This is a genomic window from Chryseobacterium sp. OSA05B, assembly GCF_019970065.1.
Taxonomy (GTDB): domain Bacteria; phylum Bacteroidota; class Bacteroidia; order Flavobacteriales; family Weeksellaceae; genus Chryseobacterium.
In genome coordinates this window covers 826,460-841,228 of the sequence record NZ_JAHXYH010000001.1, presented here as the reverse complement: position 1 = coordinate 841,228, position 14,769 = coordinate 826,460, and the positions used below count along the sequence as shown (strand labels likewise).

The window sequence follows — 14,769 nt, the reverse complement described above, 5'->3', positions numbered from 1 at the left end:
TGATGATTATCAGGATTTAATTTTTATTGTTTTACGATTTGAGTAACCTTTTGGGTATTATCGCTTAAAATATAGCGAATCAAGTATTTTCCGGGTTTTAATTTTTCAATATTGATCTCTCCGGAATTCATGTTGACAGAATAATTGGCTACCTGTGTTCCCAGAATGGAATAGAAAGTTACACTTTTGATCTTTAAAGCAGTATCTTTTGCTTTGATCAGAAGGAAATCTTTCGCGGGATTTGGGTAAGCTACCAGTACACCGTCATCAGACTTCTGTGTTGGGGAACCCGGCTCTCTCAGCTGTGCTTGCATATTGTTGGAAAACCCAACGAAAGCGCCAATAAATATAAATAAAAGTAAAAGTTTTTTCATCAAATTATAATTTCTCGAATGTATTGAAACAAAAATAAACAATTCTACAATTCTATACAATAGTTTTTTATATAAGTTGTAGTAAATTTGTAGAAACTTATTCAAAAAGTATTCCAAAATGATACATTCAAGAAATAGAAGGCTTAGAGTTAATGAATCTATCAGAAGTTTAGTAAGAGAAAACATCCTTACAACTGATGATTTTGTAATGCCTATCTTCGTAATGGAGGGCGAAAACCAGCAGGAAGCAATCCCGTCGATGCCGGGAATTTTCAGGAGGAGCATAGATTTGACCGTGAAGGAATGTAAGGAATTATTTTCTTTGGGAGTAAAATCTGTCAATCTGTACATGAAGGTGTCAGAGCATCTTAAAGACAATACCGGAAAAGAAGCATGGAACAAGGACGGACTGATGCAGCAGACGATCAGAACGATTAAAGATGCCGTACCGGGAATGATTGTAATGCCGGATGTAGCTTTGGATCCTTATTCAATCTACGGACACGATGGAATCATTGAAAACGGAAAGATCATGAATGACGCTACCAATGATGCACTGGCAAGAATGTCCGTATCACACGCTGAAGCAGGAGCTGACATTGTGGCACCAAGTGATATGATGGACGGAAGAGTTTTGGCGATCCGTGAAGCTCTGGAAGAAAGCGGATTTACTGATGTAGGAATTCTGAGTTATTCTGCGAAATATGCAAGCTCTTTCTATGGACCTTTCAGAAGTGCCCTGGACAGCGCACCGAAAGACAATATGGAAATTCCGAAAGATAAAAAGACCTATCAGATGGATTTCCACAATTCCCGTGAAGCTTTGAACGAAGTATTTAAAGATATCGATGAAGGCGCGGATATCATCATGATCAAACCGGGACTACCTTATTTGGACATCGTTTCTAAAGTACGTGAAGCCATTGATCTTCCGATCGCGGTTTATAACGTAAGCGGAGAATATGCGATGGTAAAAGCGGCTGCACAGAACGGATGGCTGGATAATGATAAAACAATCATTGAAAGTCTTACGTGCTTTAAAAGAGCCGGAGCAGATATGATTTTTACTTATTTTGCCAAAGAAGCTGCATTGATCTTGAATAGATAATTCCCAATCATCAGCTAAAAATAAACTGCCCCTGAAAATGATATTTCAGGGGCAGTTCAATGATATGATGTAAGAATGTTCTTAATCGTGTCCGAAGCATGCTCTGTAATCACGGTCTCCCGGTTGAATAGGATTTTCTCCTCCGTTATCATCTATACAAACGTTTGTTGGACAAAGATACCATCCGGCAGGGCAATTTCCGTTGGCATCCGGAAATCTTAATTTTCCACCATTAATTTTCTTCAGATCTTTTTTCGTTAATTTTTTCATGATAAATATTGTATAGGTTAGTTAAAACTAAAATAATAAAAATTTATCACATGATGTTGAAATCTTTTCCTTTTGTGAATTTAGCAGCGAAAGGAGCCTGATTTCCAGAATATTTTAAAACAAAATGTTTTTTAGTATCCGTATCTATTTTAGCATCCACTTCGACGTCTGTGGTCTGGAAGCTGACATCCAGCCCAACCCCTGATTCCTTTTCAAGAAAGATCTCTACACTTTCCGCATAAAACAGGGAAGTACTCAGATAGTTAAACTTGATATTTTTCCGGTACGTTTTGGATTTGTCCTGGGTAAACTGGGAGTAGTTTTTCAGAATTTCAATTCCGGGAGAATCGATATTCGTCACCCTTGATTTGGTCACTCCGTTGACGCGTACTGAAAAATTAGTGGCATTTTTGATATTTCCGTTCACCCCGATATTGAATAGAGAAGGCAGTGACAGGCCATATTCAACCATGCTGTCTTTTGTGAATTCAAAATCCGGTATCAGCGCAGGATGTTTCGGTGTATTCACCAGCTGTTCTTTTACCTTACTGAGAACATCTCCGGAAAAAAGAAATCCGATGAGGTTATTTTCCGTAGTTCTCCAGTTTCTTCCGTTCCATTCAAAGATCTCACACAGCAAAGTGTCTGCCGATGAATGGGGAAGAAGATCCATGTCCTGCCATTTGAAAACTTCTTTGGCGTAAGGCCTTCTGTTCACAATATTGACACCCAGGTCCAGCGCGAGCAGATCTGTCAGGTCTTGATTATTTTCCATAGTAAATTAATTCTTGATTTGGTGGCATAAAAATAAGGAAATAAAACAAAAATGAAGACGTCCATATCAACGAATCACCCCATCTCCACATCATCCCATCATCAAATCGTCAAATCATCAAATCATCCCATCATTAAAGCCATCCTTTTTTCCCATACACATAGGTATCATCAAACTGCTTATCATTCATGAACAGGTATAAAATCCCCTCAATAAAAGGAATAATGGAAGCCGCCCCAAAAGTGACAATATTCAGGACAAGCTGAATCACACCTTCTTTGGTATAGCCCAGATAAAATTTATTTAAAGCCAGCCAGCCTACAAGAATTCCTAATATCGCCGCAGGAATTTTCTTTTCCGAGCGGTAAGGAACATTACTTTGCTGCTGGTTTTGTGTGCCGTCTGTTTTGGTATAACCGTAATTTTCCATTGTTAATTTTTTTTGGTGATGAATAAAATAATTTCCCAATACGTCGAAGAAAAAGGGAGGGAGTTACAAAATAAGGGTTTAAATGCTTTAGTTTTTTAATGAAATTCATGCTTGCCCCCTTTAAATATAGCAGGAATGATCAATGAAATTAAAACCAATCCATCAAAAAACCGGGGATAGAGTTTATAATCTAAAATTTGAATTCAAAAAAACTTTATCTTTGCTCCTATGATTTTACGAGGAGAAAACTTAATCAAAGAATACGGTCCTAAAAAAGTAGTAAAAGGCGTTTCTGTACAGGTTCAACAGGGAGAAATTGTTGGTTTGCTTGGTCCTAACGGAGCAGGAAAGACCACTTCGTTTTATATGATCGTGGGACTGGTTAAGCCTACTTCAGGAAAAATCTTCCTCGATAAGCAGGAAATTACTACGGATGCGATGTATCGTCGTGCTCAGAAAGGAATCGGGTATCTGGCACAGGAAGCTTCGATTTTCAGAAAGCTGTCTGTAGAAGAAAACATCATGGGTGTTTTACAGCTTACCAAGCTTTCAAGACGTGAGCAGCAGATCAAATGTGATGAACTGATTGAAGAATTTTCATTGCAGCATGTACGTAAAAACAGAGGGGACCTTCTTTCCGGTGGAGAAAGACGTAGAACCGAAATTGCACGATGTCTTGCTACCAGTCCGAATTTTATCCTTCTAGATGAGCCTTTTGCAGGGGTAGACCCGATTGCGGTGGAAGATATCCAGAAGATTGTGAGAAGTTTGGTAGACAAAAATATCGGGATCCTGATCACCGACCACAACGTACAGCAGACCTTAGCCATTACCAATAAAACATACATCATGTTTGAAGGAAAGATCCTGAAAGAAGGACTTCCGGAAGATCTTGCCAATGATCCGCAGGTAAGAGAGGCTTATCTGGGTGAGAACTTTGTATATCAGAGTATTTTAGACAAACCGAAAAAGAAAAAATATATCTATAACATCTGGGCGGGGAATTTTGATTCTAAACCACAGCTTCAGGGATTTGTAGATGAAAACTTCGGACAGTTTGATGATCTGAGACTGATGTACGGCTTTGAAGACGCCAGTTTTGCTTCACTTGCCAATTCAGAAATTGAACATATCTTCAATGAAGTGGTAGATAAGAATGCCAATAATTCTTTCGTTTTCCAAAGAAAAGAACTGACTTCTCAGTATACCTTGGAGCAGGCAGAAGCAGAATCTAAAGCAGCCAGTAAGCCGGAACTGCATTACCTTACAACGTATTTCTACGAAGGATAAATTGAATAACCGGGTAACCAGTTGGAGCGTCGGAGAGTTTTGGGGTTTGAGAGTAAGAGGGTTTGAGGGTAAATGAGTTTGGAGGTGGTTGCTGGTTGCTTGTTTGTAGTAATTAAGTTAATAAGATTATTGTCTGATGTCTGACATCTATCATCTTGGCTCTTGATTCACGATTCTCCAATCTACCACTTACCATTCACTTGCAAAGCAAAATTGACCATTCACATTTTTCAATCTCAGCCTTAACCTAATGTCTCACATCTAGTGTCTGAAATCTGATATCTAAAATCAAACATTTTGACGGCCTGCGAAGATACTTTCCCAGTTATTAAACACAATATCAGAGAGTTTGTGCTGGTTCATGCTATCTATAAAAGCTTGATAAGCAGTATCCAGAAAGAATTTCAACTGACAGCTGAAAGGCATAAAAACACAAGGTTTGGAGTGGCAGTTGATGACGGGAGAATCATCCTGTTCCAAAAGGTGAATCAGAGTACCCAGTCCTGTATTGAGGGCTTTGTCAGATATTATAATACCACCATTTTTTCCTCTTTTCGTAATGACCAGTTCTTCTTTAGATAAAAACTGAACCACCTTAATGAGATGATTGCGCAATATATCCAACTCCCCGGACAGCTCATCCAAAGAAGATGAAGCGGTTTTGTCCTTTTTGTTTAAATAGATTAAGACACGCAGGCTGTAATCGGTAAAGTGATTCAGTTTCATTGATAATTAATTAAAATGAAGTAATTGAGGTCCAAACTCCTCAAATAAAATATTTTCCTGTGCAATTCCAAGTTTGATAAGAGAATTATACTGCACTTTGATAAAGACTTCCGGACCACAAATATAATACTTTGCATCATCAATCAGTACCTCGTCTTTGAGTTCTACCAAATCAATTCTTCCTTCTTTTATAGCACTATTTTCATTTTTTGAAACCGTTTCATAAAAAATATGGGTAGTCAGCCACTCGTTGTCCTGGTTCAATAGATCGATCTGGTCCTTGAAGGCATGAACTTTTTCATTGCGGCAGCTGTGAAGCCATACAGTTGTGTTTTCCTGAAGCTTATTTTTATTGGTTTCGAGCATGCTGAGAAGTGGCGTTACCCCAATACCACCACTGATTAATACCAATGGCTGATTACCGTCAACACCCGCATGGAATACCCCTGCAGGAGCACTTACCCATATTTCATCACCGATATTTTTCTGATGCAGAACATTGGAAACTGCACCTTCCGGAGCGTTTGGATTGACTTCTTTTTTTACGGATATTCTATAGTGTTCCGGGTTAAAAGCAGATGAAAGACTGTATTGTCTGACCTGTTCATGACCCAATCCCGGGATAAATAATTTCACAGAAAGATACTGTCCGGGAAGATAATCTGCGATGGAACCCTCATCTTGTGGTTTTAAGTAGAAAGATTTAACTTCACTGCTCTCCTCAGCAATATCCGCAATAACAAAGGTTCTCCAACCTTTCCATCCTCCGTCTTTTTTAAGCGTAGACTGATACAGATCTTCTTCAATAGAGATCATGATTTGTGCGAGCTCGTTATAAGCCTGTGTCCACGCTTCAATCAATTCATCGGTGGCAGCTTCTCCCAGCACTTCTTTAATGGAAGAAATTAAATGATGTCCAACGATATCGTACTGCTCCGGGCTGATATTAAGACTTACATGTTTATTGCCGATAGACTTCAAAACATTCATAAGGACCTCCGGATTTTCAATGTGTTCCGCATAGGCAAGGACTGCACCGGCCAAAGCATGTTGCTGTTTTCCACTGGCCTGATGGCTCATGTTGAAAATATTTTTCAGCTCAGGATGATGTTTAAACATTCTTGCATAAAAGTGTTTCGTAAGATCTGTACCATTCGTTTTTAAAACAGGTACCGTCGATGTGATTAATTTTTTTTGGTTCGGATTCATCTTGTTTTATTTAATAATGAGACAAATCTACAAAAAGATTTTTATTTGTTGTATTTAAAATACAACAATATGATTTTAAACATTTATTGGAAAAAAACAGCGATTTTTGCCAAAAAATGTATAAATTTTGATTAACGAATTCTCATGGCAAAACCTTTTAACAGAACCGTCACCTTATTTGGAGTCTATAAACAGCTGGTTCCATTTATCAGACCTTACCGTTTAATGATTTACGGGACGTTGTTTCTTACTTTTTTAGGCGCTCTTGCTGCACAGGTTAACCCCCTTGTATTAAAATATACGGTGGATGAGGTGACCAATCTTACTCATCTTCCGCACCCGATGTCTGAAGGAATCCATATTCTGGTGGTCATCTCGATTATTTTACTCGGAAAAGAACTGCTCAATATTTTTATCAATTTCGGGCAGAAGTTTTATGGTGAAAAAATAAGGATCAATGTGAGTTCCGTTCTGGCCCAATCTGCCATCGATAAGATCCTGTCGTACAGGGTAGCTTATTTCAATGATGAGAATCATGAGTCCGGAAAGCTGCAGATCAGGATAGACCGTGGTATTGAAAGCCTAACGAAGCTGGTGCAGAACTTCTTTATTGATATATTACCTCTGTTTTCCAATGCCATCATTGCCTTAATCATTATGTACATGCAGAATGTATATGTTGGAATGGTTTCTACGATCATTGTCCCGATCTATTTTTATATAAGTTCACTGCAGGCAAAAAAATTGGGGGGAGTTCGCCGTCAGCTCAGAAATCAAAGAGAAAGGAAAACTTCAGGATTATTAAATCTGATCAATTCCATTATGGTGATCAAGAGTTTTGTCCGTGAAAAATTTGAAGGTAAAAAACAGTATGACCTGCAGATGGAGTTGATGGAAAGTCAGATGTTCACCAGGAAAACCAACTTTATTTATGATGGTTTAAAAACATTCATCGAGCAGTTTGGAGTGGTTTTAATTATTCTTCTGACGGTGTATTTGGTATTGGACCAGCAGATGACGATCGGAGCAATCATGCTTCACATTATGCTATTTAATAATATTTCAGCTCCTATTCGTCAGCTTCACAGAATTTACGATGATATGAATGATGCCATGATCTATGCAGAAGGCTATTTTGAGATACTGAATGCTGATGATGAAAAAGAACAGAACGGAACCTATGTAGAAAAGCAGATCAAAGGAAATTTTGAACTGAAAAATGTAGATTTCAGTTATCCGAACGGAACAAAAGCCTTACACGATGTTTCCATGAAAATTGAGAACGGGAAAACTACAGCACTCGTAGGGCTGAGCGGAGCCGGAAAATCAACGGTGATCAATCTGCTCTGTAAATTCTATCTTCCAAATTCCGGAGAGATTCTGCTGGATGGAGTTGATTTAAATGAATTTAATAATACTTTTCTGAGAAACGATTTAGGTCTTGTTCTTCAGAGAAACCATATTTTCCAGGGAAGCATTGAAGATAATATCCGATATGGTGATATGAATGCCAGTTTTGAGGAAATTCAGGAAGCTTCAAGAAAAGCCTACCTGCACGATCAGATTCTGGATCTTCCGGATGGTTATCAGCATGATGCTACTCAGCTTTCGGGAGGGCAGCAGCAGAGAATTGCCATAGCCAGATTATTCCTGAAAAATCCACCGATTATTTTCCTTGATGAGCCAACGGCCAGTCTGGACGCTATTGCTACGGAGCAGATCAAGAATTCGCTGGATGCCATTAAAGAAGGCCGGACTGTGGTTATTATTTCCCATTCACTGTCACAGATCCTGGATTCGGATACGATTTACGTGATGAAAAAAGGAAGGGTAGTGGAAAGCGGAACTCACGATGATCTGGTTCAGCTTAATGGAACGTACCGTGAAATTTTTGATGCTTCGGCAAGAAGTTTAAATCTGGATAAACTGGTGAATTCTTTTAAGGATAATTGATCAGAATTTTTGTTCTAGCAGATCCTGCTGATTTTGCAGACATTTATACATTATGGATTTGCTTCATTCGAACAATCAAAATCATGATTTATATTTTCCAGACCAAAAAAGATTGATAGATTTGTCATATTAATATGAACGATCACTATCTTAAAAAACTGGACAGAGTAACGGCTATTCTCACACAACTGCAGTCGAAACCGACAGTAAGGGCACAAGACCTTGCTGCTAAATTTGATGTCAGTATCCGGACGATTTACCGTGACGTGAAAACACTTGAGAATGCGGGTATCCCTATTATAGGAGAAGCCGGGAACGGATACTCCCTGATGGACGGTTATAAACTTCCGCCCATTATGTTCACAAAAGAAGAAGTGCTGAGCTTTATCACCGCTGAAAAACTGATGCAGAAATTTTCCCACCAAAGCCTTGGAGATCATTATCAGACCGCGATGGAAAAAGTAAGGTCGGTACTTCGGCATTCAGATAAAAATCTGATCCGGAATATTGAAAAACAGATTGATGTTTTTAATCACCATACCCAGCCCGGAAGTGAAATCAAAAATGTGATTCCCACCATTTTGGAAAGTATTGCAGATAAAACTCAATTGATCATTGAATATAAAACCGTGGATTCTACAGTAACCAACAGAACAGTTGAAGCGGTCGGTGTTTTCTTTGAATTTAATTACTGGTATATCATGGCATTCTGTACCCTGAGAAAAGATTTCAGACAGTTCCGGGTTGACAGGATCTTACAGATTTTTAAAACTCAGAATCCGTTTTCACAGGAATACGGACAGATCAACGATTACAGAAGATATTCCAATGGGGAGAAAACAAGGGTTAGACTTTTAGTAGAGAAAAAAATAATCGGGCATATCGTTAATTCAAAAAGGTACTACGGTTTTATTGAAGAAACGGAGACCGAAAATGGAATTGAAATGACCTTTGATACGGAATGGATTGATGAAGGTTTTCCCCGTTGGCTCATTACTTTTGCAGATTATGCGACAGTTTTGGAACCGGAATCTTTGAAAATGAAGCTCAGACATTTAACGGAAAGTATTTCAAGAAAATTGGAATAACAGAAGGAGGGAAGAGGGAAGTTACTGTTAGTCTTGCAACTTCTTGTGATCATCAAATTTGATGAAATAACTTTAAAGAATAGTAAAAAGGCTTGTAGTAGTTTTTTGACTTCAATAACTTCCATCTTCCAGCCTCAAACTTTCTTACTTTTAATAAATATAAATTTATGAAAACGATATTCTTACGCAGTCTTCTGTTGGCTGTAATTGTATATTCCGGGATTCTTTCTGCCTGCTCGGTATTTTTGCTGAAAGGAAAGGATCATTGTGTAGTAGGTTTTAATGAAAACTGGAAAACCATGCCGGGAATGATTGTGGTGAACAAGCGTGATATTCAGAAAAGAAATATCAGCTGGGAAAATCTTACAACTGATGATTTAAAATCTGCAAAAGAGTGGACTTCCAGATATGGATCGGTGACTTTCAATCTTCTCGGATACGACTTTCCATGTTATGGAGTGAATGAAAAGGGACTTTTTCTGGTTGAACTATATCTTGAAGAAACGACAAAAGTATTTAATCCAAAACAGGCGAATATGTTCTGGGCCCAGTGGATTCAATACCAGCTGGATAATTATCAGTCTGTACAGGAAGTGATAGATCATCTGAATGAAGGTCCCAATATTGACTGGTGGCCGAATGCTGCGGGAAGTCATTTTTTTCTGAGTGATGCCAAAGGAAATACAGCTACCATCGCTTTGCTTAATGGAAAGTATAAAGTACTGACCGATAAAGATATGCCGATGCCACTTTTATGCAACAACCAGTATAAAAAAGATTTCGACAACGCTAAAAAATTTGATTTCTTAGGCGGACAGGAAAAATTTGATTTTGCCAAAGAAGGAAAATGGGAAGACCGCTACAACCGGGCTTATTATATGCTGAACAACTACAAGTACGACAAAAAGCCGGTAGATTATGCATGGAATATTCTGAACTCAATTTATGCCGGAGAATGGCAGACGGTGATTGATGTAAAAAATATGAATCTCTATTTCCGTTCGGATCTTAAAAAAGAAATTAAAACCATTGATATCCGTAAACTGGATTTCTCAAAAAATGCTCAGGTTAAATTTCTGGATATTCATACGGAAAGTCTGGGGAAAGTGAATGATCAGTTTCAGGTTCTGACCATGAATAAGAATAATGAATATGTTGAGAAAGGATTTCCCATCGGATATGATAACAAGGAATTCGGAACTTCGGAAACTTTTGTCAAGCTAAAAGAAAATATCATTAAATTTTTAAAAAATATTTTACCTGAATAAAAATAAACCGCGGCTTCACGAAAGTGAAGCCGCGGTTTTAGAAATTTATATAATTTGAATAAAGAAACTTTTACTTTACTGAAAGACAAAAATCAGAAACAACAAATCCGGGGGGTCTATATTTAATGAATGGATAATCTGCATAATGGGTTTTGAGATTCTGCCGTTTCATCTTTTTGTCTGAATTGAATCATCAATTTTAGTTTTAGCAAAGGCATTAATGATCCTAAAATCTCTCCCAAAAAAAAGGGGGTTCAATTCCTAAAGCTCTTAAATACGTATATCCCTGACCTCTGTGGTGGATTTCATTGTCTACGAAATAAAGGATGTTCTGATACACCGGAAATTCGTACTGTCCGAATAAATTGAAAGTTTCCTGAAAACGTTCTTCCGTGATCTGGCTGAAATATTCGTTGATCACGCCCGTTTCCTCATCCCATTTGTTTAAAAGTTCTTCTTTTGTTGTCGGGTTGAATCCTTCCTCGTTGTAAGCTTCCATATTTTTATTCACGATTCCCTTTAAAGCAGGTCCTCCGATGCTGATCAGTTCTACTGCCAGTTTTGCAAATGGTCTCATGCCGCCTACAGAAAATTCGAATAATTCTTTTTCCGGGAAAGTTTCAATGACTCTTCTTGTCAGGTTTCTGTGTCCCTGCCAGTGCTCTAATAATTGGTCGGAAGTCATGAACTGTTTTGTGGCTGTTGCTGTAGTTGTCATAATTGTATTGTTTTAGTTTGTTATTGTTGATACAAAGGTAAGACGGGGTAATGACAACAGTTTGTCAGCAGTGTTTTTGCTCCTGAAAAAAATATTTTATTTCTTTGCTAAAATATATGGGTATGTTTTACCGTTTAGATGTAAATTGCATGAATAAATAAATGCCACGCTATTAAAATCTCGAAATGAAGAAGTATATTTTGCCTGTTATTCCTCTTTTTTTATTCATCTCATGTAATAAAATTGAAGAGAAAATAGACGAGACTGTTCAGAAAACCACCGAAACGGTGCAACAGAAAGCCCAGCAGGCGGTAGAAGAAACTGTGAAGAAGACCGTCAGCGAATCCCTTAATTCTTTAACCAATTCCCAGGACGTAAAATTTAATCAGGTATTTCCTGATGGAGGAAAGCCCGTGGTTTCAGAAGAAACCGGAAAGAAGTTTAAATTTCCGAACGGTTCCGAAGGTTACATCTTTAAATATAAATCAGACATCGCAGTATTGCTTCCTTTCCTTGAAAAACAGCCTACTTCCGACGAAAACAAATCCGAAAAAGTGGCCCGTAAAATAGACGGACAAAGCATCATCGACAAAATAAGTCTTGTCTCGAAATTTCTTCCCGAAAATACTTTCGACACCAGTTTTCTTGAAGATATTAAGACCGATAAAAGTATAGAATATTACAAACTGAAAAGGTTCCCGAACAACAGTACAATAATCTATAACCCAAAAAACCAGACCATCATACAATATGTAGAGGTAAATAAATAATTTGTGAGTGGCCGGATTTATCCGGCCATTTTTTATACACAGTCATTGAGAGCCATTCGTGAAGCAGTTCTGTTAAAAAATACGTTTTAGAACAGATGAAATCATTTTATTCCACTGTCTGCTATTCACTTTGTCAGACAGAATAGGAAGTTATTACTATTTCTTTTCAGATTATTAATAAGTAACCATGTTTTATAAATCAAGTCTTATTTTTTATAGAATAATAATAATATTCATTGCATAGGATGGGAAAGGTATTTGTATTATGTCTTTATTTATTTTGTTTAATATTTATATTTTTACTAGATTTATTGAATTATTAACAATATATGAAAAGAAAATCATTCAATAAAAAAATCTATGTATTAGTATTGAGCGGAGCGGGTACTATGGTATATGCTCAGGAAACTGTAAAGGAAAACAATATAGATGAAGTGGTGGTTACTACAGGTAGAACTAAGCCTAGAACCATAATTACATCAGCAATTCCTATTGATAATATTTCGGCAGCGCAGCTAAAATCCACAGGACAAATTACTTTTGATAAAGCTTTGACGTACTCGGTACCATCTTTTAATTCATCACAACAAACCGTTTCTGATGCAACGGCTCATTTTGATCCGGCAGATTTAAGGGGATTAGGACCTTCCAGAACATTAGTTTTGGTTAATGGTAAAAGAAAAAATCAAAGTGCTTTAATTTATGTAAATGATACGCCGGGAAAAGGTGAGGTAGGTACGGATCTGAAAAGTATTCCATCTGCTGCCTTACAGAATGTAGAGGTTTTAAGAGATGGTGCATCTGCACAATATGGCTCTGATGCTATTGCAGGAGTGATCAATATTATTCTTAAGAACAGTGTTGGAAAAAGTACAGTCAATCTTTTTTCAGGTATTACTTCAAAAGGAGACGGCTTTAATATCGGAGCAGATTTTAATACAGGAATCAGAGTTGCAAAAAATGGAAGTTTGAACCTTACATTGGGATATTCTTCCCAAAATAAAACCAACCGTGCTGGTTCTGTTACAAAAGATGAACTTTTTGGTGTTGATAATGCCTGGACGCAGGCTAATCCTGGTTTAGGAATGATTATAGGACAACCGGAGACAAAAGTTGCTAATATGTTTGTAAATTTTGAATTGCCAACAGGTGAAACAGGCAAGTTTTATGCTTTTGGTGGTACAACTTACAGGAATGGAACTAGTTATGGTTTATATAGAACACCCTATTGGGTAAGTTCAGATTTTGGTTTATTAACTCCAAAAGGACAACCTTACAATGGATTTCAACCGGAATTTAAAACAGATGTTTATGATTATAATTTAACCTCCGGGTGGAAGGGCATGTTTGGAAAATGGAGTTTTGATGGTAGTGCTGCCTTTGGCTCTAATGCGGTAGATTATGTTGTAGGAAACACTATTAATACATCTTTGGGAGGAAATTCACCAACCCGTTTTAAAGCGGGTGGTCATCAGTTTAGTAATATTATAGGAAACATAGATATCAATCGAAATTTTGGTGTGTTTGTTTTAGGGGCTGGCGTTGAGATACGTAATGAGAATTATCAGGCAAAGGCAGGAGAAGAGGCATCTTATATAGGAAGTGGTGCAGAATCATTTCCAGGACTGCAGCCTCAAAATGAAATCAATAAAAATCGTCAGAATATTGGAGCTTATATTAATTCTGAATGGGATGTTACGAAAAACTTATTACTTGGAGGAACTGTGAGGTATGAAAACTTTAGTGATTTTGGAAATAATGTTTCCTGGAAAGGAAATGCAAGATATAAATTGCTAGATGATAAATTAGTTTTCCGCGGGTCTGTTTCTACAGGATTTCGGGCACCTTCATTACACCAAATTTATTATTCCAATGTTCAAACCAAAATTACAGGGAATACTGTAGCTAATCAGGGTACTTTTAACAATGACTCTCAAATTGTAAGATCTGATCTTGGGGTACAAAAATTAAATGCTGAAAAAGCCTTTAACATTACCGGGGGATTTGCCATAAAACCTTTTAAGAACCTGACAATTACAGCAGACTATTATAGAATAAAAATTAAAGACCGGGTGCTTTTCTCAGGAGATATTGGTTACAAGACTGGTGCTCCGGGTAGTCCGGATATAACAAACCCTGTGGAAGTAATATTAGACAATAATAAAATTACCTCTCTGAAGTTTTTCACGAATGCCGTAAATACAGTTACTGAAGGGGTAGATTTCGTAGCTAATTATTATACTTCTGCTATTGGCAAAGGAAGATTGGGAGTTATTGCTGCTTTCAATTATAACGAAACTAAAATAGTAGATAATATTGCCGTTCCGCCTATTTTGGCTGAAAATGGTTACTCAGAAAACTTTTTTGATAGAAAAGAACAATCCAGAATTATCTCTTCAAGGCCAAAAACAAAAACTATTCTTAGTCTTTCGTATGACATTTCAAAGTTTAACTTTAATCTTAATAATACTTATTTTGGTTCTGTTACATGGCAACATGCAACTGATCCTACCAAAGATCAGATATTTTCCGGTAAGGTAATTACGGATATAGTTTTAACATATAAAATCACCAAAGATCTTAAAGTTTCCGGAGTCGTAAATAATTTATTTAATATTTATCCGGATGTAATAGACAGTAAAGGAGATGTAGTAACAGATCTTGGAGGAAGGTTCAAATATCCTTGGGAGGTAAACCAGTTCGGATTTAATGGAACAACTTTCCAGCTAAATGTTAATTATACTTTTTAATCTATAAATAAAAAAATTAGCAGTGCTTTATCATGCTTAC

General features: G+C 37.2%; 13 protein-coding genes and 1 pseudogene. 7 read left to right on the top strand and 7 right to left on the bottom strand.

Features of this window, described 5'->3' with window-relative positions:
* Positions 1-23: 23 nt before the first annotated feature.
* The gene (locus tag LC419_RS03745) at positions 24-374 is read right to left on the bottom strand and encodes a T9SS type A sorting domain-containing protein (protein WP_034731965.1); all 351 of its coding nucleotides are present in this window, start codon (positions 372-374) and stop codon (positions 24-26) included.
* A gap of 118 nt (positions 375-492) precedes the next feature.
* Between LC419_RS03745 and hemB the strand changes: the two genes are divergently transcribed.
* Positions 493-1,482 (top strand): porphobilinogen synthase, encoded by a 990-nt coding sequence (gene hemB, locus LC419_RS03740; RefSeq protein WP_223606086.1) that lies wholly within the window; start codon positions 493-495, stop codon positions 1,480-1,482.
* 81 nt (positions 1,483-1,563) lie between these two features.
* Here hemB and LC419_RS03735 read toward each other — a convergent pair whose 3' ends face one another.
* The 3 genes from LC419_RS03735 to LC419_RS03725 all read right to left on the bottom strand — a co-directional run bounded on the left by LC419_RS03735 (position 1,564) and on the right by LC419_RS03725 (position 2,957).
* On the bottom strand, positions 1,564-1,752 hold the full coding sequence (locus LC419_RS03735; protein WP_223606085.1) for a bacteriocin: 189 nt from the start codon (positions 1,750-1,752) through the stop codon (positions 1,564-1,566).
* A 46-nt stretch (positions 1,753-1,798) separates the two neighbouring features.
* Positions 1,799-2,527: a hypothetical protein gene (locus LC419_RS03730; RefSeq protein ID WP_223606084.1), complete on the bottom strand. Its 729-nt coding sequence runs from the start codon at positions 2,525-2,527 to the stop codon at positions 1,799-1,801.
* A 133-nt stretch (positions 2,528-2,660) separates the two neighbouring features.
* Positions 2,661-2,957 (bottom strand): TM2 domain-containing protein, encoded by a 297-nt coding sequence (locus LC419_RS03725; protein WP_223606083.1) that lies wholly within the window; start codon positions 2,955-2,957, stop codon positions 2,661-2,663.
* 228 nt (positions 2,958-3,185) lie between these two features.
* On the opposite strand from LC419_RS03725, the pseudogene lptB reads away from it, so the two are divergent.
* A pseudogene (gene lptB, locus LC419_RS03720) lies at positions 3,186-3,911 on the top strand (LPS export ABC transporter ATP-binding protein); the annotation flags it as partial.
* A gap of 624 nt (positions 3,912-4,535) precedes the next feature.
* Here the strand turns inward: lptB and LC419_RS03715 are convergent.
* Together LC419_RS03715 and hmpA are read right to left on the bottom strand one after the other, a co-directional pair.
* A complete protein-coding gene (locus LC419_RS03715) occupies positions 4,536-4,973 on the bottom strand; it encodes an Rrf2 family transcriptional regulator (RefSeq protein WP_223606081.1) in 438 nt (145 codons plus the stop codon).
* Between the two features lie 6 nt (positions 4,974-4,979).
* Positions 4,980-6,182 (bottom strand): NO-inducible flavohemoprotein, encoded by a 1,203-nt coding sequence (gene hmpA, locus LC419_RS03710; protein ID WP_223606080.1) that lies wholly within the window; start codon positions 6,180-6,182, stop codon positions 4,980-4,982.
* Between the two features lie 225 nt (positions 6,183-6,407).
* Here hmpA and LC419_RS03705 point away from each other — a divergent pair, with 225 nt between their 5' ends.
* From LC419_RS03705 to LC419_RS03695, 3 genes are all read left to right on the top strand, one after another.
* The gene (locus LC419_RS03705; protein ID WP_223606730.1) at positions 6,408-8,135 is read left to right on the top strand and encodes an ABC transporter ATP-binding protein; all 1,728 of its coding nucleotides are present in this window, start codon (positions 6,408-6,410) and stop codon (positions 8,133-8,135) included.
* Between the two features lie 134 nt (positions 8,136-8,269).
* Entirely contained in the window at positions 8,270-9,223 is a 954-nt protein-coding gene (locus LC419_RS03700) for a YafY family protein (RefSeq protein ID WP_223606079.1), read from the top strand.
* A gap of 167 nt (positions 9,224-9,390) precedes the next feature.
* Positions 9,391-10,491, top strand: a complete 1,101-nt coding sequence (locus LC419_RS03695) for a linear amide C-N hydrolase (protein WP_223606078.1) — start codon at positions 9,391-9,393, stop codon at positions 10,489-10,491.
* Between the two features lie 226 nt (positions 10,492-10,717).
* Here the strand turns inward: LC419_RS03695 and LC419_RS03690 are convergent, their stop codons facing one another.
* Positions 10,718-11,209: a DinB family protein gene (locus LC419_RS03690; RefSeq protein WP_223606077.1), complete on the bottom strand. Its 492-nt coding sequence runs from the start codon at positions 11,207-11,209 to the stop codon at positions 10,718-10,720.
* Between the two features lie 185 nt (positions 11,210-11,394).
* Between LC419_RS03690 and LC419_RS03685 the strand changes: the two genes are divergently transcribed.
* Together LC419_RS03685 and LC419_RS03680 are read left to right on the top strand one after the other, a co-directional pair.
* Positions 11,395-11,979, top strand: a complete 585-nt coding sequence (locus tag LC419_RS03685; RefSeq protein WP_223606076.1) for a hypothetical protein — start codon at positions 11,395-11,397, stop codon at positions 11,977-11,979.
* A 329-nt stretch (positions 11,980-12,308) separates the two neighbouring features.
* Positions 12,309-14,729, top strand: a complete 2,421-nt coding sequence (locus LC419_RS03680; protein WP_223606075.1) for a TonB-dependent siderophore receptor — start codon at positions 12,309-12,311, stop codon at positions 14,727-14,729.
* The last annotated feature ends 40 nt before the right edge of the window (positions 14,730-14,769 follow it).